Origin of the sequence: Paenibacillus sp. J23TS9, assembly GCF_018403225.1 — a bacterium.
In the GTDB taxonomy this organism is placed as follows: domain Bacteria; phylum Bacillota; class Bacilli; order Paenibacillales; family Paenibacillaceae; genus Paenibacillus_AQ.
Genome location: NZ_BOSG01000003.1, coordinates 245408 through 264839, shown reverse-complemented (window position 1 = coordinate 264839; position 19432 = coordinate 245408). Strand labels below are relative to the sequence as shown.

The window sequence follows — 19432 nt, the reverse complement described above, 5'->3', positions numbered from 1 at the left end:
CATAATAGTAACCCTTGGCCTCCAGCAGCTCATGATGGCTGCCCTGCTCGGCAATGCAGCCGTCACGGTGTCAATACGACAGATGAGCAATTTTTCCAGAAAATAAATTAGGCATAACTTGTATAATACCTGTTTTGAATTTGTTATAATGACACCAACAAATTAGTCTAACAAATTCACACCCGAATCACTATAATTCGAGTCGCAAGGAGAGCCTTGAAGATGAAGGAGAACCGGCGTCTGAACCCGCGCTGGCGGCTGAGTGACATGAGTATGGAACGGCGTTTGCTGCTGGTTTTTATTATCATCATTATTCTTCCGTTGTCTGTGATCAGCCTGATTTCTTATAACAGTTATTCACGCTCCATTCAGGAAAATACGGTTCTCTACTCACGGAATATGATTGGACAGATGATGGAGAGGGTGGATGATTATATCGAGGATATGAAGCGGATTTCGTCCATTCCCGCCTATATTGACGATATCAAACTCAATCTGGTGCGTTCCAATGAATATCATGAGCAGAGGCAGCAGGTTGTAGGCAAGGACGGCAGCAATACGTACCCGAATGATTTTGATCTGCAGCTGTCCATCCAGCGGGGGATCGAGGGGAATATCGCGTTTATCAACAATATTAAAAGAGGAGCAAATTCGGTCTATATCTTTGATCAGTACGGCAACGGATATTATTCCAGCAAGGACGGCGCCGTAAGGCTGGATATAGCGGACAGCTACAAGCTCTGGATGGACAAAGTGGCAGCCACGCATGGTGAAGCGCTTCTGTTCAGCACACAGGAATACCGGAGTAATCTGAAGAGTACCCGTTATGCGTTTACGGTTGTCCGCAAAATCCTTGACCGCTCCTTAAATCCCATCGGACTGATCGCGGTAGACGCGAATATCAGCGTGATCGAGGACCAAGTGGTGGAGCTCGATAAGGTTACCCGGGGAACCTCGCTGATTATTGATGAACAAGGGGCTGTGATTTATGACAGCGGCCGTAAAATGCTGGCGGTCAACGCATCCGGCAACCCGGTAGTGTTAAAGGCAAAAGGAACCAGCGGCAGCTTCTACGATACAGTGGATGGCAAACGCCAGCTGTACATATACTCCACATCTCCCCTGACGCAGTGGAAGGTGATTATTCGGATTCCGGTCAAGGAGCTCACGAAGGAGGCGGATGTGACCCGCAATGTGACGCTTTTGGCCACGCTGTTCATCATAGGTGTTGCACTGCTCGCCTCTATCATTCTATCCTTTGCATTTACAAAGCCGATGAAGAAAATGATCGGGCTGATGCGTAGAGTACAGGCAGGGGATTTAAGCGTCAAGTTTAAGGTCAAACACCGCGATGAGATCGGGCAGCTGGGCAACCAGTTCAATCGCATGCTCAGCCGGATTCAGCATTTGATCGACGATATCTACCAAATCGAGAGCCAGAAGAAGGAAGCGGAGATGCAGGCGCTGCAGAGCCAGATCAACCCCCATTTTGTCTACAACACGCTGGAGACGATCCGGATGACGGCTGAGCTGAATGATGACACGGATGCAGCCGACATGATCTCTATTTTGGGAAAAATGCTGCGTTACAGCATCGGTGGCAAAATTCACGATGAGGTTCCTCTGCGTGAGGAGATCGATCATGTCATTCATTATGTACAGCTGCTGAATTATCGGTATCCGAATCGGTTTGAGCTTCATCTGGATATACCTGAGCCACTGATGAGATACGCAATTATCCGCCTGCTGTTCCAGCCGATCGTGGAAAACGCGGTTTATCATGGGTTGGATGATCTCAAGCTTAAGATGAATATATGGATAGAGGCGGAAATGACGCCGCGGTTGACGCGTATGACAATCCGTGATGATGGCTGCGGTATGGATGAAGGATCGCTCGAGACGCTAAATCAGTCGCTGCAGGCCGCGGCGGCTCCGCGGAGGGAAGGCAACGGTGGCATTGGCCTGCGGAATGTGCATGAACGAATCCGTCTGCAGTATGGCAGTTCGTACGGGATGAGAGTATTCAGCCGTCTGGGGGCAGGCACTGAGGTTGTGATTGAGCTGCCGCCGCTGGGTACAAAGTCGGTATTGCTCAAAAGCAGCCGGGATGATCACGGGGGGGATGGTCATTGATAAGAAAATGGAACCGCTGGCTGCTCATAGGTGTTCTGCTGCTGTGTCTGCCTGCCGCAGCCGGCTGCAGGGAAACGTCGCAGGCAGACCCGAAGGCTGAACCGGCCAAGGGTATTCCGCATGCGGGCGGACAGATGAGCGGAACGATCCATGTCATGACAAACAGGGTAGATCTGATCGAAAGCGGCGTTTTGGAAAAGTACGCTGAACATTTCGAGCAAAAGTATCCCGGTGCCAAGGTTGAGTTTGAAGGCATTACGGATTATACCAATGATGTCATGGTACGGCTGTCAACGAGGGATATTGGGGATGTGCTTCTGCTTCCGGTCAGCATTGCCAATAAGGACCTGCCCAGCTATTTTGAACCGTTGAATGAATCGATGTTCGAGCATGTACGCTTTCCGGATTTCAAATCCTATAATGGAGTGAGATACGGAATCGCCACGGGAAGCAGCACGATCGGAATTGTGTATAATAAGAAATCTTTTGCCAAGGCTGGTATCCATGAGGTGCCTGGGACTCTGAACGCTTTTTATGAAGCATGCGCCAAGCTGAAAGCGGCGGGGATAATTCCGCTGTATATGAATTATGGTGCCAAATGGCCTCTGCAGCAATGGGGAGAGAACATGGTGAACTACATGACTGGTTCTTCAGACGCGCTGAATAATATGGTGAATGAAGATGAGCCTTTTCAGCTGGATAATCCGTGGGGACAGGCGGTCGGCATCGCCAAAACGCTGATTAACCGGGGTTATGTGGAGGATCATTTGTTTTCGAACAGCTGGGAAATCTCCAAGAGCAAAATCGCCTCCGGCGATTCAGCCATGTATTTTCTGGGGAACTGGGCGATTCAGCAGGTCATTGATGCCGGAGCGAATGCGAAGGATATTGGATTTTTTCCGTTTCCATATGATAATAACAAGCAGCATTACGCGCCTCTGACGCCCGACTGGTTCATTGGTGTAAGCAAATTCAGCACCAATAAAGAGCTGGCCCGCGCTTGGATCGAATTTTATGTCAAAGAATCAGGGTATGTGAATGACTCCGGCTTTTTACCCGTAGATACAACACAAAAAACGACGATGCCGCAGTTTCAGGAGTTCCTGTCCTATAAGCCCGAGCTTGTAGAGAATAAGCAGCAGACGGATGAGTTCATTGAACTGGCGAACAAAGCAGGCATCTCCTTTTGGTCAGGCGACTATATTCAGGAGCTGATTGCTTCTCCCGATCTGGGTAAGGCCTTCGAGGATTTGAACCGAAGATGGAAGCAAGCCAGAAGGAATTCAAAAATATAAACAACGGGGCATGGAGCAAATGAACAAATGGATGCCATCATGAGGTAACCTTTTTGAATCCATGTCACTTGAGGTGAGGAAAAATGGCTAAAAAGATAACAATGCAGCAAATTGCCGACCATCTGGGCGTGTCTAAATTCGTCGTGTCCAAAGCCTTGTCCGGCAAAGGCGGCGTCAATGAGATGACAAAAGAGCGGGTGATCCAGGCAGCATCCCAGCTAGGATATTTTTCGCAAAAAAATGCATATATGAGAACCGTAAAAACGGAGCGGCCTTTACCCAAAACAGGCGGGAAGCAATCCGTCATCGTACTGATGCCTAATATCCGCTTTCAGACAAAGGATTCTCTTTATTGGGGCAAGATTCTCGAAGGGATTTCGAGCAGTCTTGAAGACATGGGCCTTGGAATGGTGATTATTTCGGAGCAGAGCGTCGATAACTTCGTGAACATCCTGAATCCGGACGGGATCATGGGGCTGATTGGAGTGGGTCAAATTTCAACGCCGTTATTGTTGGAGGTTCACCGGATGGGATTACCGATTGTTCTGGTAGACATGGAGGATCCGCTTATTCCTTCGGATACGATCTTTGTGAATAACATGGATGCCATGGCGAGACTGACGAATCATCTGATTGGAATCGGACACAGCCGGCTGCAGTTTATCGGCAATGACCGTTTTTCCCGGAGCTTCCGCGACAGGCATATCGGATTTAAGATCACACTGGACGAGCATGGACTGAATCCGGGAGTGCAGGAGGGACTCGTGCTGCAGCTGCAGGAGCTGGAGAAGGGCGATGTTGAAAGTGAGATCAGGAGCTGGGTCTCACGAAAGCTCAAGACCAAATCGATGCCGACAGCTCTAGTTTGCGCCAATGACTCCATCGCTGTGACGGCATTAAGAGTGCTTAACGAGCTTGGTGTGAAGGTGCCTGCTGAAGTATCCGTTACCGGCTTTGACAATATTGAGGATTCACCGCAGGGCGGATCTCGTCTGACAACCGTTCATGTCCCCAAGGAAGCATTGGGTCGTCGTGCTGTACAGAAGCTGCTGGAGCGGATTGAGCGTTCCCGGGAGCCGATGGAGAAGATTCTGCTCGCAGGGGATATTGTCTACCGTGATTCGACCGCAGCAGCCCCGGGAAATCAGACTTCAGCAGAATAAAGGCAAGGCTCGTGGATACCTGGAAGTCTATGATCATAAAGAAATGCACCCCTGATTGGCAGGGGTGCATTTCTATTTTAGACAAGGGAATCAATTTCATAATACCTTAAGCCGCTTCAATCAAGGCTATATATAGATCCAAACGGTTTTATTGGTCTATATATAGTTTCAATTTTGTCGTTTTAGTGCGTTATGAAATGGATTAAAGTCGAGGTCGTTTTCTTATTTAGTTTCGATGATCAACGGGACAAGCTGCTGCTTGTCTACATCCACCAGACCCAGGTCTGTAATCTTCGCCTGCGGAATGACCGGAAGCGTTACGACGATCATGCGGTGAATCGGATTTTTGCCCGGCATGATTTCGGCCTGAATGATATCGATGAATTCCTTGATCTTCGGAGCAAAGGTTTCGCCTTCCTCCAGGCTCATGATGCCTGCAAGCGGAAGCGGCAGGAACGCGATCACTTCGCCGTCCTTAACGGCAATCATACCGCCGTGGCGCTGGCGGAGCTCATTGGCTGCAATAACCATATCTTCCGTATTCACGCCGAGCACGGTCAGATGATGGCTGTCATGGGCTACGGTCGTTGCCACGGCTCCGGCGATGATTCCGAAGCCTGCGAGAAGTCCGAGTGCCTTGTTATCGTTCAGTCCATGGCGATGCCATACGGCTACGCGGTTCAGCGGCCCTTTATGGCCATCATAGCTTTCAGGAACGAGCTGTCCGTCTTTTACAGGCAGCACGGTTTCGATGAATCCGGTGGGAAGACCCGGTGCAAAATCATATTCGATCACACGTACGCGGGCTTCCGAAGCATTGGGATCTTCGACATGAAGATGCAGATCATCTTCATGGATCTCAGGCAAATGCACGGTTTGCAGATATTCCTGAGGAGGCTCCAAATGCTGTTGGCGCTCGGTCAATTTGCCTTCCTTGACGATCGTCTTGCCTCCGATGAATACATCGGATACGTTCATGGACTCAAGTGCATCCACGAGCACGATATCAGCGAGACGTCCAGGCGCGATGGCTCCAATATCCTTGCGGTTCAACCGGTTTGCAGCGTTCAGTGTGGCATAACGGATTGCATCGACAGCCGGAATTCCTTCCTCGATGGCACGCACGACCACATGATTGATATGACCGCGTTCGATCAGGTCGGATGCCAGCACATCATCCGTGCATAGCGTAACGTTAGGCAGATAACCTTTGCCGACAATCGCTTTGGCTACCTCTGCCATATTCAGAGAGAAGGAGCTTTCGCGGATATCAACGATCATGCCGGCGCGAAGCTTCGCAATGGCTTCTTCCATGGTGCGGCATTCATGATCCGAATCGGGGCCAGCCACCAGGTAGGCGGATAAGTCACGCCCAACGACGGTTGGCGCATGACCCTGAGGGATTTTGCCGGCGCGCTTGTTCGCTTCGAGAATGCCCATCATGCGGGGGTCTTCGTGGATGACCCCGTGATAGTTCATGACCTCGGCTACGCCATCAATTCCATCCCAGGTCAGCATGCGCTCGATAACTTCAGGTGTGAACTCAGCACCAGCGGTTTCAACTGCGGGTGCGGACGGAACACAGGAAGGGGCAAGCGTCATGACACGCAGATCCAGCACCTTGCTGGCTTCCACCATGTAGCGAACGCCTTCTTCACCAAGGATGTTTCCAATTTCATGCGGATCCGTGACAATCATTGTGGTTCCGTGAGGAAGCACCGTTTCGGCATAATGAGCTGGTGTCAGCATACTGCTCTCAATGTGCAAATGCGTGTCAATGAGACCCGGTACGGCGAATTTGCCTTGTCCATCGATTGACGCTGCAGCATCAAGCTCGGTTTCACCCGGTGCGGTAACATGGACAATCGTACCGTCTGCAATGCCAATGGCTGCCGGATAAATTTCTCCGGTGAATACGTTGACCAACTGGATATTGTTAATAGCCAGATCTAGTGGATGATCGCCGCGCGCTGCGGCTATAAGTTTGTTGTTCATGATGATCGATCTCCTTTTTCCAGATTATTTCAACCAGAGGTAGTAGATGAGCGGAACACAGAGTATCCATAGTCCGATATGGATATCGCGGAATTTACCCAGAAATACTTTGATCACGACATAAGACAAAATACCGAACACAATTCCGTTAGCCAAGCTGAACGTAAGCCCGGCAGCAATAACGGTAAGGAGCGCCGGAAGGGATTCTTCCCATTCATCCATATTAATATTCTTAAGCGTTGCGAGCATGGACAATCCGATGACAATAAGCGCCGGAGCTGTGGCAGCACTTGGAATTAACAGAATGATCGGCGTAATGAAAAGAGCGAGCAGGAACACAATCCCAGTGGTTACAGCCGTAAGGCCCGTACGTCCGCCGGCTTCAACGCCGCTGGCCGATTCGATATAGGTGGTAATGGTGGTTTGTCCCATCAGCGCACCGCCCACGGTTGCCACCCCGTCAACGATAAACGGTTTTTTGATATCGGGCAGGTTGCCGTCTTTATCTAGCAGATTCGCTTTCGCGCCTACCCCCAGGACTGTACCCATCGTAGAGAAGAATTCTCCCGTAAAGAAGGTGAATAATAGCGGGAAGAATGCTAGTTTAAGGGCACCCGGAATGTCCGCCTGGAACATGATGGATGAAGGGTTGGGCGGCAGAGAGAATAAATCGCCGAAAGAATGCGGAAGCTTGGTGATACCCATTGGGATACCGATGATCGAAGTAATCAGGATACCAATGAATACAGCAGCTTTCAATTTGCGGGCCATGAGCCCGATGATGATAACCAGGCCGATGACGGATAGCAGCACCGTTGGTGAATGCAGGCTGCCAAGAGTTAACGTGCCGGTTTTATTTTGAACTATGAGTTTGGCGTTGGAGAAGCCGGTACCGATGATGAACAAACCGACGGCAGCCCCAATGGCATGTTTGATATTCTTCGGAATAATGTGGGATATCGTTTCGCGTAATCCCAAGAATGTAAGCAGTAAGAAAAGCACCCCTGAGATGAAAATCATTCCGAGGCCCTGCTGCCAAGTTGCTAGCCCTGCGGCTACGATACTATAGGCAAAAAACGCGTTTCCTCCCATACCTGGCGCTACCGCGAAAGGGCGTTTGGCATAAAGTCCCATGATGATGCTGAAGAGGCCGGATGCAATCAGTACGGTAACCATAACGGCACCTTGATCCATGCCCGCGGCTTTCATGAGGTCAGGTTGAACCACGATGATGTATGCCATCGTAACGAAGGTGGTAAGACCTGCGATAATCTCAGTCTTAACATTCGTATTATACTGGCTGAGCTTAAAAAACCGATCTAACCAAGATGATTTCGTGTTGTTCATGATTGCTAGAGGACTCCTTTTCATGTTGTGTTTGCGTTCTTGCGCCATGTAACTATAACATGGACTTTTCGGAACCGTCAAAGCAAAAGGCGAACTTTGTATAAATAAACAAACATAAATGTTCGTATTTACAGATATGACAAATGTTGAGGCGGATGAGCGAATGACCCCGGATTATCCATGGAAATTTGTTGGCGGCAGTGATATGGTGATAGAAGCAGGGATGGTTATATAGGGAATCTGGCGCGCCAGAAAAAGATTGGAGCTAAGCGGATATGCAGATGACAGAAGAACTTATAGAGTGGTTGGGCAGGATTGGCTCGGACTCGGATGGTGGGGTAACCCGTCTTTTATATACGCCTTCCTGGAAGGAGGCGCAGGAAGCCCTGGCTGCTAAAATGGAATGGCTTGGCCTGCAGGCTTACTATGACGATGCCGGAAACCTGTGTGGACGGCTGCAAGGGACAGACGACGATTGTTCGTGTATTTTAACGGGCTCCCATGTCGATACGGTGAAGCGTGGGGGCAAATATGATGGGGCTTATGGCATTGTGGCTGGAATCACGGCATTGTCACGTCTTCGCGAGCGTTACGGCGCACCGAAAAAAACCATCGAGGTGGTGGCCTTCTGTGAGGAGGAAGGCAGCCGGTTCCCTTATAATTATTGGGGTTCGACCTTCATGACGGGAACTGCGTCTTATAAAGATATCGAACAGGCGCGGGATCAGCAGGGAGTTTCCTTCATGACTGCGATGAAGGCAGCCGGGTTCGGTCCGGGGACGAAGGGGAAGGGACCCAGGTCGGATGTCGATACCTTTATCGAGCTTCATGTGGAGCAGGGGGCCATTCTCGAGCAGGAGCAGAAGTCGATCGGCATTGTGGAGCAGATTGTAGGCTTGCAGCGTTACACCGTTCATGTCAAAGGGGAAGCCAATCACGCAGGTACGACGCCGATGGCTTACCGGAAGGATGCCGTTCGGGCTGCAAGCGAGATGGTGGTTGCCATCATGGATAAAACGGAGCAGCTCGGTGCACCGCTGGTTGCGACAGTCGGGCAAATGGAGCTTGTTCCTAACACGCCGAACGTTATCCCGGGACAGGTGAACTTTACGATTGATGTCCGTCATCCGGATGGGAAGGTACTGAATGAGGCGTGCCGGCGTCTGGTAGAGACGATTCATTCCGCTGCGGCGGAGCGGGACGTGGAAATCGATGTCGAGCGCTGGATGAATGTCGCACCGATTGCTATGGATTCGGCATTGACGAATGCAATTGAGGATATTTGTCTTAAGCAGGAGCTGTCCTACCGCCGGATGCCCAGCGGTGCAGGGCATGACGCGCAGATATTTGCTGCGTACTGCCGTACGGCTATGGTGTTCGTACCCAGCCGTCATGGCATCAGCCATTCGCCTTTGGAATATACGGAGCCGCAGCAGCTGGAAGACGGCGTTCGTGTTCTCGCCGATTTGTTGCATCAGCTTGCTTATTAGCCTGAAAAAAGGCAGACCTAATGGAGAAACTCCATAGGCCTGCCTTTTTTGGTTGCGGTGGTTATTCGGCATGCTGCAGATTGCGTTCAACCAGCTCAAGTCGCTGCTGAACGCATGCATAAGAACGGAGCGGATCCTGCGGAGTATTCATCACATAATCAAGCAGCTGCTCCACGGTCGTTGTCGCAACATGTACCCTTGTATCCGAAGAAGCGTAGTAGATATAGACTTCGCCATTGTCCCGGGCAATGACCCCGTTACAGAAAACCACGTTGGACACGTCGCCGACCCGTTCCTCGCCCTCCGGGGCGATGAAATGTCCGCCTGGCGCATGAGTTACCTTGTAAGGCTCTTGCAGATCAGACAGGAAAGCATACAGCACGTAACGAAGACCTGCTGCGGTGTTGCGTACGCCATGTGCGATATGCAGCCACCCCTTATCGGTCTTGATCGGAGCAGGTCCCTGTCCGTTCTTCACTTCCTTGATCGTATGATAATACCGCTCATCGATAATGATCTCATGCTCGATCACCGCCTGCTCGATCGATTCGGATAATCCCCAGCCGATCCCGCCGCCGGAGCCTGTATCAATGAAACCATCCTGTGGACGGGTATAAAACGCGTATTTGCCATCCACGAATTCCGGATGCAGCACGACATTGCGCTGCTGCGCCGAGCCGGTTTTCAAATCAGCCAGCCGCTCCCAACTGATCAAATCCCTTGTACGGGCAATACCGCACTGGGCAACGGCGCTAGAGAGGTCACCACGCGGGGCATCCGGATCCTTGCGTTCAGTGCAAAAGAGCCCATAGATGAATCCGTCCTCATGCTGAACGAGACGCATATCGTAGACGTTAATGTCCGGATTCTCCGTTTCGGGCATCACGACGGGGTGATCCCAGAAGCGGAATCCGTCCACGCCGTTATCACTCTCCGCTACCGCAAAAAAGGATTTGCGGTCAACTCCTTCTACACGGGCCATCAGGTAGAACTTGCCGCCGAGCTCAATGGCACCAGGATTAAATACACCGTTGATCCCCAGCCGCTCCATGAAATAGGGATTGGTCTGTTCCGAAAAGTCATATTTCCAAATCAGCGGGGCATGCTCAGCGGTTAGTACCGGATACTCATAACGGTCGTAGATGCCGTTTCCATAAAGTACTTTTGGGTTGGGACGTTTGATCAGGGCCTCGTAGCGTTCTGTCAGATGCTTCTTGCGCTCTTCAAAAAATGTATTCATGGTTCATCTTCCTCTCCGATTAAGATATTCATTTATTCATTCAACCAAGACGTTCGATCATTTCCATACAGGCCCGGCCATTATGGTAAGGGCATTTCCAGGCACTGACCTTCGGCTGCTCCCGGTTTGGCCGGCCTTCGCGGTCGGCGTTCCAGAACCATTCCCCATGCTCGGGGTCAATGATGCTCCGCTTAATGAACTGCCAGGAGTAGAGGGAGGCATCATGAAATTTATTGTCGCATGTTAACTGATACGCATTATAAAAACCAACCATTGCTTCTGCTTGCGGCCACCAGTCCTTGCGGGTATCGATATATCCGCTGGAATCGGCTTCGTTCACCATGCCTCCATCCGGATCTACGCCTGCTGTTAGCGCATGCTCTGCCATGGCAACAGCTGTTTGCTTTACGCGGTTCAGCAATTCAGCTTCACCAAGCACTTCCGCAGCCTCGACCATAAGCCAGCTGCCTTCAATGTCATGTCCGTAGGATATATGATCCGATTTCGCCTGCCATGCCTCATCAAAGAACAGAAGGAAGTGAGTTTGACCCGGATGCACAATATGACCCAGAGTCACTTCGATCAGTTCAGCAAGCTGATGATGGAGCTTCCCGTCCGGCCATACACGGTATAGATTCGTATAAGCCTCGAGCACATGCAGGTGGGTGTTCATCGATTTCTTTTCGTTCAAATCCTTGTCGCTGAGGCTAAAATCAGCGGTCAGCTGCCAATCGCGGGACAAGGCTTCGACATACCCTTTATGCTCCGGGTCATAGCTGTGCTCCTCCAGAATACCGAAGAGATCAATGGCCAGATGAAGAGCTTCCTCCTGCTGCACCGCACGGTAATATTCAGATAAAGCATAGATGGCGAAGGCCTGACCGTATACCTGCTTCTTGTCATTCGATATCGAGCCGTCTGCATGAAGCATCCAGTAGAGGCCACCGTATTCCTGGTCGACGAAATGGCGGAGAATGTATTGATAGGCGCGATCCGCCGTTTGGCGGTAAGCCTCATTCCCGTACAGCCGGTAAGCGGCTGCGAATGTCCACAAAATCCGGGTGTTCAGCACCAGGCTCTTGTCAGCCCCCTGGATTACCGTTAAATCCGGGGTGATCTCCCCCAGAAATCCGCCATGTATCTCATCCGGGGTATACTTCATCCAAAAGCCAAGAATATGCTCCTGCAGCTCTTGCTTCAGCTCGGATTTCCACGTATCGATTTGCTCATCCGGAAAGTTCATTATGCTAGGCCCCCTTCCGGATTTTTGCAGCGTAATACCCGCGAATCACTTGTTCTGCCTTTTTGGCATAAGGGCAATAATCGTCATTCTCTGCTGCGGTCTCCGGTTTATAGAGCGCAGCAGGCCAGTCCCACAGCATAAACCCGGATACCCAGTCCCGCCGATCGCAGCTTTGGAACATCTGTTCATAGTACTCGACCTGTTCATCTTCGCTGGGTGAACCTGAAAGCCCCCAATCGTTCGGGATTTGGCTGGAACCCGTCCGGCTTGGACAGCCTGCCTCCATGAAGAAGAAGGGTTTGCCGTGCTTTTGCACGACAGGTTCGATTCGGCTCAGCTGTTCTTCCCACGTTCCGACAGGGTAGTAACCGCTCGAAGAGATGATATCTACGGCATCCCACCATTGGATCTGATTTTCCTGATACTTGTCGCAGTTATACGTGATCAAACCGGAATAGACCTTGCGTACCTCCTGGATGAGCTGGCGCCACTCCTGCTCCCGGCGGTCGGTCTGTACCATTTCACAGCCGATGCACAGCATCTCGCAGCCGGTTTCCTCCGCGATGACAGCATAGTGGAGAATAAACCGGGTATAGGAAGCAAACCAATCGGACCATTTGGGCTCACACGGAACATCCATATCAAAAAAGTTAATATGCGCTCGCCATGTGCCATCCGCACAGTTCACCACCGGCTTGAGGCAGACATGCAGACCCAGTGCTTTGGCTTCTTGAATAGCCCATCTTACTTCCGCATCCGTTACGGTGGGTTCCTCCTTGAAATGAATTTCCGTAGATTGAGCCGTATCCTGGAGAGCGCCCAGCGCAATAGCCGTCCAGTTAACCCCCAGCGAGTCTTTCATCTCCTTCATGGAATGTACTGCCTCAGGCGTGTTCCAGGTTCCGCGAACTCCAGTCCAGCCCCATGTCATTCCGGCGACATATCCGGGAAGCTGCCTAGCTTGCATATCATGCACCTCTTTCTTTGTCTGTTATTATAAAATGTAAATTTGTTATCATAACTAGATACCTTTTTTATAATATGAATTCATAAATATAGCAACCCTTTGATTTAAATTACATATAAGGCGGTTTGAATATCGTTTTTAGCCTCAAAATATCAACTAATAAATACCAAATCAATCGATAATTGTTTATAGAAAACGTTTTATAAAATAAAGTTAGTTTTTTGTTATAAATGACAATTGAAGACTATAAATAAAAATACAGACCATTTTTTAACTGTTTTACTTGATCTATAATCAAATTTGTAAACGCTACCAATTATGAGAAGAGGGGAAAAACATGAAAAAGATATTATCGTTATCGTTAATAGTTTGTTTGATGATAACAACATTAGCAGCGTGCGGCGGAAAAGATAATAGCAGTTCAGGTTCGGGTACGGACACCGGCAGCACTGGCAAAACGGCTGAGACGAAGGATGCAGGGAAAACGAATGCAGGTAAGGATGACGGGCCAAGCGGAAAGCTTGTCTTTCTGACAAACCGTACCGATATGATCGGCAAACAGTACGATGACTACAAAAAACGCTTTGAAGAAAAGTATCCGAACGTGGATCTGCAGTTCGAAGCGATCACAGACTACGACAAAAACGTGAAAATCCGCATTTCTTCCGGCGAGTATCCGGATGTCTTGTTTATCCCTACGATCCCCAATGCGGATCTTCCGAAATATTTTGAGCCGATGGATGACATTCAGTTCTCGGGCGATCTCTACTTTAAGGATGCAAAGGTTCAGGACGGCAAGATGTACGGTATATCCTCCGGGGCTTCTACGGTGGGGATTGTATACAACAAGAAGGCTTTTGAGAAAGCAGGCATTACAGAGATGCCTAAAACCTACGACGAGTTTCTGGCAATTTGCGAAAAGCTGAAGAGTGCAGGCATCGTACCGCTGGCCTCCAATTTTAAAGATAAATGGCCACTGGATACCTGGGTGTATGATGTGCCATCCATTATCAGCGGCAAGACCGACCATGAAATGAAGCGTGCTGAAACCGACATCCCGTACACCATGGACAATGAATACGGGAAATCGTGGAGCATTTTGAGAGAGCTGCAGCAGAAGGGTTATCTGGAGAAGGACGTCAACTCAACAAACTGGGAGCAGTCCAAAAAGGATATCGCTCAGGGCAAAATGGCCATGTACCTCCTAGGCAACTGGGTTATCAATCAGGTCATTGAGAACGGTGCTCCTTCTGGGGATGTTGGCTTCTTCCCGTTCCCTGCAGACAATTCCGGCCAGTATAAGGCGCCTTTGAATCCTGACTTTTTCTATGCAGTCAATAAAAACGGCAATGTGAAGGCAGCCAAGGCTTTCGTTCAGTGGATGATGGAAGACTCGGGCTATGAGGATTTTGCCGGATTTATCCCTGTCCTGAAGAACAAAGAACCGAAGCTGCCGCAGCTGGCTGAGTTCAACAACTATAAGCCGCAATTCCTGGAGGCCGTCTTCGGGGATGATACAGCAACAGCGATTCAAAATAAGGCCCAAATCGATCAACAGGCCATGGTGCAGGAGTTTGTATTAAGCAAAGACCCGCAGAAGGTGCTGGATAAGTATGATGCTGCTTGGGCAAAAGCGAAGAAAAGCTTAGGCAAATAATCCGAAAGCCGATTGTTCGGTAAATACAGAATATAGATTCGTCATGCAAGTAATGGAACTGCCGCTGCGGCTTCCGGAAGGGGATTCCGGCAGCTGCGCGGCTGCTCTGTATGTTCTTGCCAAGGCGATCAACATCGATGTGGGAGGAAGGGATATCATGCTCAGCCATCTTTCGTTTCGCAAGCAGAAGACCATTATCATGATCCTGTTCACGGTCGTGCCCCTTCTGCTTTTACTTACTTTTGCCTATTATCCGGCGGTGGAGCTCATCCGCCTAAGCTTTACTAACTGGGATGGATTGAGTCCTGACAAGCAATGGATTGGATGGGAGAACTATAAAGAGGTCGTTTCTAATCCGGAGATTTTCGGCGTATTCAAGCATAACCTCGCCTATTTTGTAGTGGGGATCATCCAGAACATGCTGGCGATCTACTTTGCCGTCCTGCTGAACAGCAAGCTCAGGGGCAAATTGTTTTTCAGGCTGCTGCTGTTTTTACCCTATATTCTGAATGGGGTAGCCGTAGCCTATCTTTTCGGATATGTATTTGATACGACTCAAGGCTCTCTGAATACGGTTCTTGGCATGTTTGGCCTCCCGTCAGAGACCAGCTGGCTCGGCAGCGAATCCTTTGTGAACTATACGCTTGCATCGATAGGGCTGTGGCGCTTCATGGGCTTCAACATGGTGGTTTACCTGGCTGCATTGCAGTCGATTCCGAAAGACATTTATGAAGCGGCGTCCATTGACGGTGCGAACGGCTGGCAGTCTTTTATCCGTATTACGCTGCCGAATATATATCAGATCATCGAACTCAATCTGTTCCTGACCGTAACCGGGGCACTTGAAGTATTCGATATTCCTTTCGTTCTGACCCATGGCGGACCTGCGGGCGCGAGCGAGACCTTTGTCATGAAAATTCTTGAGACGGCATTCCAGTTTAACAACTATGGGCTGGCATCGGCCATGAGTGTTGTCTTGTTGGTTCTTGTCGTTATCGTATTAGGTGTCCAGCGTTATTTTTTGAACAAGGGGAGAGGTTAGGCTATGGTAACTCAAAAGAACGGCGCCCATGCTGCAATCCAGACGCTGAAGTACATCTCTTTGCTCTTAGCGGTTTTTGTTATCCTGTTTCCTCCGTACATTATTGTGGTCAACTCCTTTAAAACCAAGGAGGAATTTCTGAACAATCCGACATTGTCCCTGCCGGACAACTTCCTGAACTTCAGCAACTTTATGAATGCATTCAAACAAGCGGATATGGGCCTTGCTTTCGGCAATACCCTCATCATTATTGCGCTGACGCTCATTTTGAATATATTCCTGGGCTCTGCGTTCTGTTATGCGGTGGGGCGCTTCGACTTTCGCGGCAAGGGGCTGATTGTGGGGCTATTTCTGTTTGCGACAATTATTCCGCAGATTACAACGCAGGTTGTGAACTTCAAAACCATTCAGGGAATCGGTCTGACGAATAATCTTTTGGGACCCGTGCTGCTTTATATCGGGGCTGATATCATGCAGATCTATATTTATCTTCAATTTATCCGCAATATTCCGAATGAACTCGACGAGAGCGCGATGCTTGAAGGAGCCTCCCTGTTCCGGATCTACCGCTCGATTATATTTCCGCTGCTAGCACCAGCCACGGCGACCATCGTTATTCTGAAAACGATCGCCATCTACAATGATATGTTCACGCCGTATCTGTACCTCCCAAGACAAGAGCATGTGGTCGTATCCACCTCTCTGATGCGTTTCTTCGGCGTGAACAGCGGTGATTGGCAAATGGTATCCTCAGCGATTATGATTATCATGATCCCGACGGCAATCCTATATCTGTTCCTGCAGCGGTATATATTTGCGGGGGTAACGAGCGGAGCTGTGAAGTAGACCTCGGATTCCCTTGACCCGCGGGGCCTATGCCTACAGGACTTATGCGCAGCATCCGGTGTACTCTACTCTCATGCGCGTAAGGGCATACAGCGAAAGGGAGTGATAATCCTTGAATATCATGATTGTGGACGATGAAGAAGTGATCCGGCTTGGATTGGAAAAGATCATATCCAGGATGGATCTCGACGTACAAGTTATAGGATCATATGGCAACGGGATGGATGCGCTGAATCGACTGTCCAAAACCGATCCGGGTGAGGTGGACTGTCTCATCACGGACATTAAAATGCCGATGATGGACGGACTGCGTCTTATTGAGCATGTTAGAGACAAAATGGATCGGATTGCGATCATTGTACTAAGCGGTTTCAGCGAGTTTGAGTATGCGCGCCAAGCGCTCCGTTTCGGCGTGATGGATTATCTGTTGAAGCCGATCGATAAAATGCAGCTCTATGAGCTGCTTAAGAACTTGAAGAATAAGAATGCAGGTGGTAACGATACCCGGGCTGCAGAAGCAGTAGAGGGTACCGGAGACTTGTCTGATCATGAGGCAGGCGAGCATTATGTCGTGGATCAGATCAAAGGATTCCTGGATAAAGAATATGATAAAAATTTTGAACTGGAGCGTCTCGTTGAGACGACCGGCATGAGTCCGAGCTACATTAGCCGCCTGTTCAAGAACAAAACAGGCCATACGATCACGGATTATCTGATTGAAGTACGGATTGAAAAGGCCAAGCAGTTCCTGATTGATCATCCGGATTTGAAAAACTACCAGATCTCGCAGCTGGTCGGTTACAGCGATCCTGTGTATTTCAACAAGCTGTTCAAGCGGATGGTGCAAATGACCCCGAAGGATTACAAGAAGCGTAATGCCAAATGAAAATAGGATATGTGCAAAAAAAAGAAGTCTCACCCGGCCCGGGCGAGACTTCTTTAGGTTTGGGAGGGAATACAATCAGCCTCCAATGTAACAGCTGCCGTTTTACTTCTTCGGCTGCTGGTTCACATAGCTGTCGGACAGGTTCAGCAGCTTCAGGGCGCGATTGTATTCATCCTCGGTCGTACCTTTGCCGACGGAATCTTTACCGCTCAGCGGATACTGGGATCCATCCTCATAGCCGCTGCCCGACATGAACATGGCGTTATCGTTCAGGAAGGAGCCGGTAGGGAGGTAATACCGCTCAGGAATCAGATTATAGGTCTGGTTGAGCAGGTCTTGACCGAAATGGATATGATCCTTCATGGAGATACCCAGGAGATTGGCAACGGTCGGCATAATGTCTAACTGGCCGCCAATCTCATCGCGGATTTGCTCGTGCTGGACGCCGCTGCCGGCAATGATGAGCGGGATGTTGAGCATGTCGGTATACGAATATTCATGCCCGTAGATTTCCTTCATGAGCTCCTTGTCATCATGATCCAGCGAATAAATCGGGAGTCCCATGTGGTCACCGTACAGGACGATCATGCTGTCGTCCCAGAGTCCTTTTTGCTTCAGGTCGTCGATCATCTGGCCGAGCGCGTAATCGGCATAGTTCTGGGCGCGGATGTAGTCTCCGACAAAAGTACCTTGATACCGTTCAGGGAGCTCCATCTTGTATTTGTTTTCCGGTATGGTGAACGGATGATGTGCCGACATGGAGATGATCTGGGCATAAAATGGCTTATCCTCCTGATCCATTTCCTGCAGCTTATCGGTAGACTTAGCGTACAGCACTTCATCAGAAGGCCCGAAGAACACCATGTCATCCTTGCCGAAGAAAGACTGGTCATAGTAATGCTGGAAGCCAAGGGATGAGTATAGCTCCTCGCGGTTCCAGAAATGCACGTCATTAGTATGCAGGGTTACGGTATTGTAGCCGTTCTGTTCCATCAGCCGCGGCAGACTCGGCAGTTTCTTGTCGACGAACTTCTGGGTTGCCGCGCCATCAGGCGGAACATAAAAGGACGTATTCACCACAAATTCAGCATCCGATGTATTTCCTTGACCTACCTGCTGGTTGAAATTCGAAAAATACAGGTTCTCATTGGCGAGCTTGTTCATGTTCGGCGTAATTTCCTTGCCGTCAATTTTCATGTTAATCAGGAAGTTTTGGAAAGATTCGAGCTGGATGATGATCAGGTTCTTTCCTTTTGCATTTCCATAATACTGAGGGTTCTTCGGTACGGTGATTCCCTTCAGCTTGTCGATGGATGCCTGATCGATGTTCTTCAGCGGAACGAGCTCTTCCTTCTTAAGCGAAAGAATCGTATACGCTTCGTAATTCAAAATCCCCATCTGCTGAGCTTTTTTGATTTCGTTCATGCTGGCACGATTCGGCAGGATGTTGAACAAACAGATCATCAGACAAAGAAAGAACACGACGGATACAATGCTCTTGCTGGGTTTTCGTTTGAGGCCGAGTCTCCATGCTTTGACCTTGCGGCTTTTGAGCAGCAGGACAAACAGCACGATGATGTCAGCAAATACAAGCAGGTAGTAAGGATCCATCAGCGAAAATACGCTGCTTTTCACCTCTGTCACCTGATTGACCTGAGCCAGGGCATGATAGGTGACGATAACGCCGTAGTATTTGAAATACATAATGACCGCAAAAAAGACCGCGGTGAGAATTAGATTCACGATGGTGTAGTTCATTAACTTTCGTTTGGATGAGAACAATTCAATCAAGCAGAACAACAGCCAGGTAAACGGTAATTCTGTAATCAATACCTTCCATGGCAGCCAGTCGCCGAAGGTTACGGCCCATGCTAAATATCCTTTTAGCAGCAAAATGATCGTAAAAAGAATGAACGGCTTTTTGAAAAAATGAGTAATAGATTCACGTGACACGACACAACTTCCCTCCGTTGTGGATAAACAACTTAGCGTATTAGCTTTTACATTAATAAAAACATTATGCCCCGGTAGAGTGAAGAAGTCAAAGCTTGGTAGATACCTATGTGGGTATCGATGAGGAAAACTTTCTAATAACCGGTTTATGTAACAGTCAAAAAAAAGCATCCGG

The 19432-nt window shown here is 49.4% G+C and carries 14 protein-coding genes; 8 read left to right on the top strand and 6 right to left on the bottom strand.

Going from position 1 to position 19432, the window contains the following annotated elements; translation table 11 throughout:
- The first annotated feature begins 222 nt into the window (after positions 1 to 222).
- From KJS65_RS19690 to KJS65_RS19680, 3 genes are all read left to right on the top strand, one after another.
- Positions 223 to 2133, top strand: a complete 1911-nt coding sequence (locus KJS65_RS19690) for a cache domain-containing sensor histidine kinase (protein ID WP_213651562.1) — start codon at positions 223 to 225, stop codon at positions 2131 to 2133.
- Positions 2130 to 3428: an ABC transporter substrate-binding protein gene (locus KJS65_RS19685; RefSeq protein WP_244864649.1), complete on the top strand. Its 1299-nt coding sequence runs from the start codon at positions 2130 to 2132 to the stop codon at positions 3426 to 3428. The genes KJS65_RS19690 and KJS65_RS19685 overlap by 4 nt, the downstream gene beginning before the upstream one ends.
- An 83-nt stretch (positions 3429 to 3511) precedes the next feature.
- Positions 3512 to 4591, top strand: a complete 1080-nt coding sequence (locus tag KJS65_RS19680; RefSeq protein WP_213651561.1) for a LacI family DNA-binding transcriptional regulator — start codon at positions 3512 to 3514, stop codon at positions 4589 to 4591.
- 222 nt (positions 4592 to 4813) lie between these two features.
- On the opposite strand, the gene ade is transcribed toward KJS65_RS19680, so the two are convergent.
- Both ade and KJS65_RS19670 read right to left on the bottom strand, forming a co-directional pair.
- Positions 4814 to 6586: an adenine deaminase gene (gene ade, locus KJS65_RS19675; protein WP_213651560.1), complete on the bottom strand. Its 1773-nt coding sequence runs from the start codon at positions 6584 to 6586 to the stop codon at positions 4814 to 4816.
- 24 nt (positions 6587 to 6610) lie between these two features.
- Entirely contained in the window at positions 6611 to 7933 is a 1323-nt protein-coding gene (locus KJS65_RS19670) for an NCS2 family permease (RefSeq protein WP_213651559.1), read from the bottom strand.
- Positions 7934 to 8208: 275 nt separating this feature from the next.
- Between KJS65_RS19670 and allC the strand changes: the two genes are divergently transcribed.
- Positions 8209 to 9423, top strand: coding sequence for an allantoate deiminase (gene allC / locus KJS65_RS19665; RefSeq protein ID WP_213651558.1), 1215 nt, complete (start codon positions 8209 to 8211; stop codon positions 9421 to 9423).
- Positions 9424 to 9484: 61 nt separating this feature from the next.
- Here the strand turns inward: allC and KJS65_RS19660 are convergent, their stop codons facing one another.
- The 3 genes from KJS65_RS19660 to KJS65_RS19650 are packed head-to-tail and all read right to left on the bottom strand — an operon-like array spanning position 9485 to position 12873.
- Entirely contained in the window at positions 9485 to 10663 is a 1179-nt protein-coding gene (locus KJS65_RS19660; RefSeq protein WP_213651557.1) for a glycoside hydrolase family 130 protein, read from the bottom strand.
- A gap of 40 nt (positions 10664 to 10703) precedes the next feature.
- On the bottom strand, positions 10704 to 11906 hold the full coding sequence (locus KJS65_RS19655) for an AGE family epimerase/isomerase (RefSeq protein WP_213651556.1): 1203 nt from the start codon (positions 11904 to 11906) through the stop codon (positions 10704 to 10706).
- 4 nt (positions 11907 to 11910) lie between these two features.
- Complete coding sequence (locus KJS65_RS19650) at positions 11911 to 12873, bottom strand: glycoside hydrolase family 113 (protein ID WP_213651555.1); 963 nt, start codon at positions 12871 to 12873, stop codon at positions 11911 to 11913.
- A gap of 337 nt (positions 12874 to 13210) precedes the next feature.
- On the opposite strand from KJS65_RS19650, the gene KJS65_RS19645 reads away from it, so the two are divergent.
- The 4 genes from KJS65_RS19645 (at position 13211) to KJS65_RS19630 (ending at position 17304) form a co-directional block, all read left to right on the top strand.
- Entirely contained in the window at positions 13211 to 14530 is a 1320-nt protein-coding gene (locus tag KJS65_RS19645) for an ABC transporter substrate-binding protein (RefSeq protein WP_213651554.1), read from the top strand.
- Between the two features lie 157 nt (positions 14531 to 14687).
- The gene (locus KJS65_RS19640; protein ID WP_213651886.1) at positions 14688 to 15572 is read left to right on the top strand and encodes a carbohydrate ABC transporter permease; all 885 of its coding nucleotides are present in this window, start codon (positions 14688 to 14690) and stop codon (positions 15570 to 15572) included.
- Between the two features lie 3 nt (positions 15573 to 15575).
- Complete coding sequence (locus KJS65_RS19635) at positions 15576 to 16418, top strand: carbohydrate ABC transporter permease (RefSeq protein WP_213651553.1); 843 nt, start codon at positions 15576 to 15578, stop codon at positions 16416 to 16418.
- A gap of 121 nt (positions 16419 to 16539) precedes the next feature.
- Positions 16540 to 17304 carry a response regulator transcription factor gene (locus KJS65_RS19630; RefSeq protein WP_213651885.1) on the top strand — a complete coding sequence of 255 codons (765 nt, stop codon included), beginning with the start codon at positions 16540 to 16542 and terminating at the stop codon, positions 17302 to 17304.
- A gap of 102 nt (positions 17305 to 17406) precedes the next feature.
- Here the strand turns inward: KJS65_RS19630 and KJS65_RS19625 are convergent, their stop codons facing one another.
- The gene (locus tag KJS65_RS19625) at positions 17407 to 19257 is read right to left on the bottom strand and encodes an LTA synthase family protein (RefSeq protein WP_244864648.1); all 1851 of its coding nucleotides are present in this window, start codon (positions 19255 to 19257) and stop codon (positions 17407 to 17409) included.
- Between the last annotated feature and the right edge of the window lie 175 nt (positions 19258 to 19432).

Bases quoted from the DNA above. Each gene is read 5' to 3' on its own strand.
- KJS65_RS19670 (WP_213651559.1), bottom strand. From the start codon at position 7,933: ATGAACAACACGAAATCATCTTGGTTAGATCGGTTTTTTAAGCTCAGC.
- KJS65_RS19645 (WP_213651554.1), top strand. From the start codon at position 13,211: ATGAAAAAGATATTATCGTTATCGTTAATAGTTTGTTTGATGATAACA.
- KJS65_RS19680 (WP_213651561.1), top strand. From the start codon at position 3,512: ATGGCTAAAAAGATAACAATGCAGCAAATTGCCGACCATCTGGGCGTG.
- KJS65_RS19655 (WP_213651556.1), bottom strand. From the start codon at position 11,906: ATGAACTTTCCGGATGAGCAAATCGATACGTGGAAATCCGAGCTGAAG.
- KJS65_RS19630 (WP_213651885.1), top strand. From the start codon at position 16,540: ATGATTGTGGACGATGAAGAAGTGATCCGGCTTGGATTGGAAAAGATC.
- KJS65_RS19660 (WP_213651557.1), bottom strand. From the start codon at position 10,663: ATGAATACATTTTTTGAAGAGCGCAAGAAGCATCTGACAGAACGCTAC.
- KJS65_RS19650 (WP_213651555.1), bottom strand. From the start codon at position 12,873: ATGCAAGCTAGGCAGCTTCCCGGATATGTCGCCGGAATGACATGGGGC.
- KJS65_RS19640 (WP_213651886.1), top strand. From the start codon at position 14,688: ATGCTCAGCCATCTTTCGTTTCGCAAGCAGAAGACCATTATCATGATC.
- allC (WP_213651558.1), top strand. From the start codon at position 8,209: ATGCAGATGACAGAAGAACTTATAGAGTGGTTGGGCAGGATTGGCTCG.
- ade (WP_213651560.1), bottom strand. From the start codon at position 6,586: ATGAACAACAAACTTATAGCCGCAGCGCGCGGCGATCATCCACTAGAT.
- KJS65_RS19635 (WP_213651553.1), top strand. From the start codon at position 15,576: ATGGTAACTCAAAAGAACGGCGCCCATGCTGCAATCCAGACGCTGAAG.
- KJS65_RS19690 (WP_213651562.1), top strand. From the start codon at position 223: ATGAAGGAGAACCGGCGTCTGAACCCGCGCTGGCGGCTGAGTGACATG.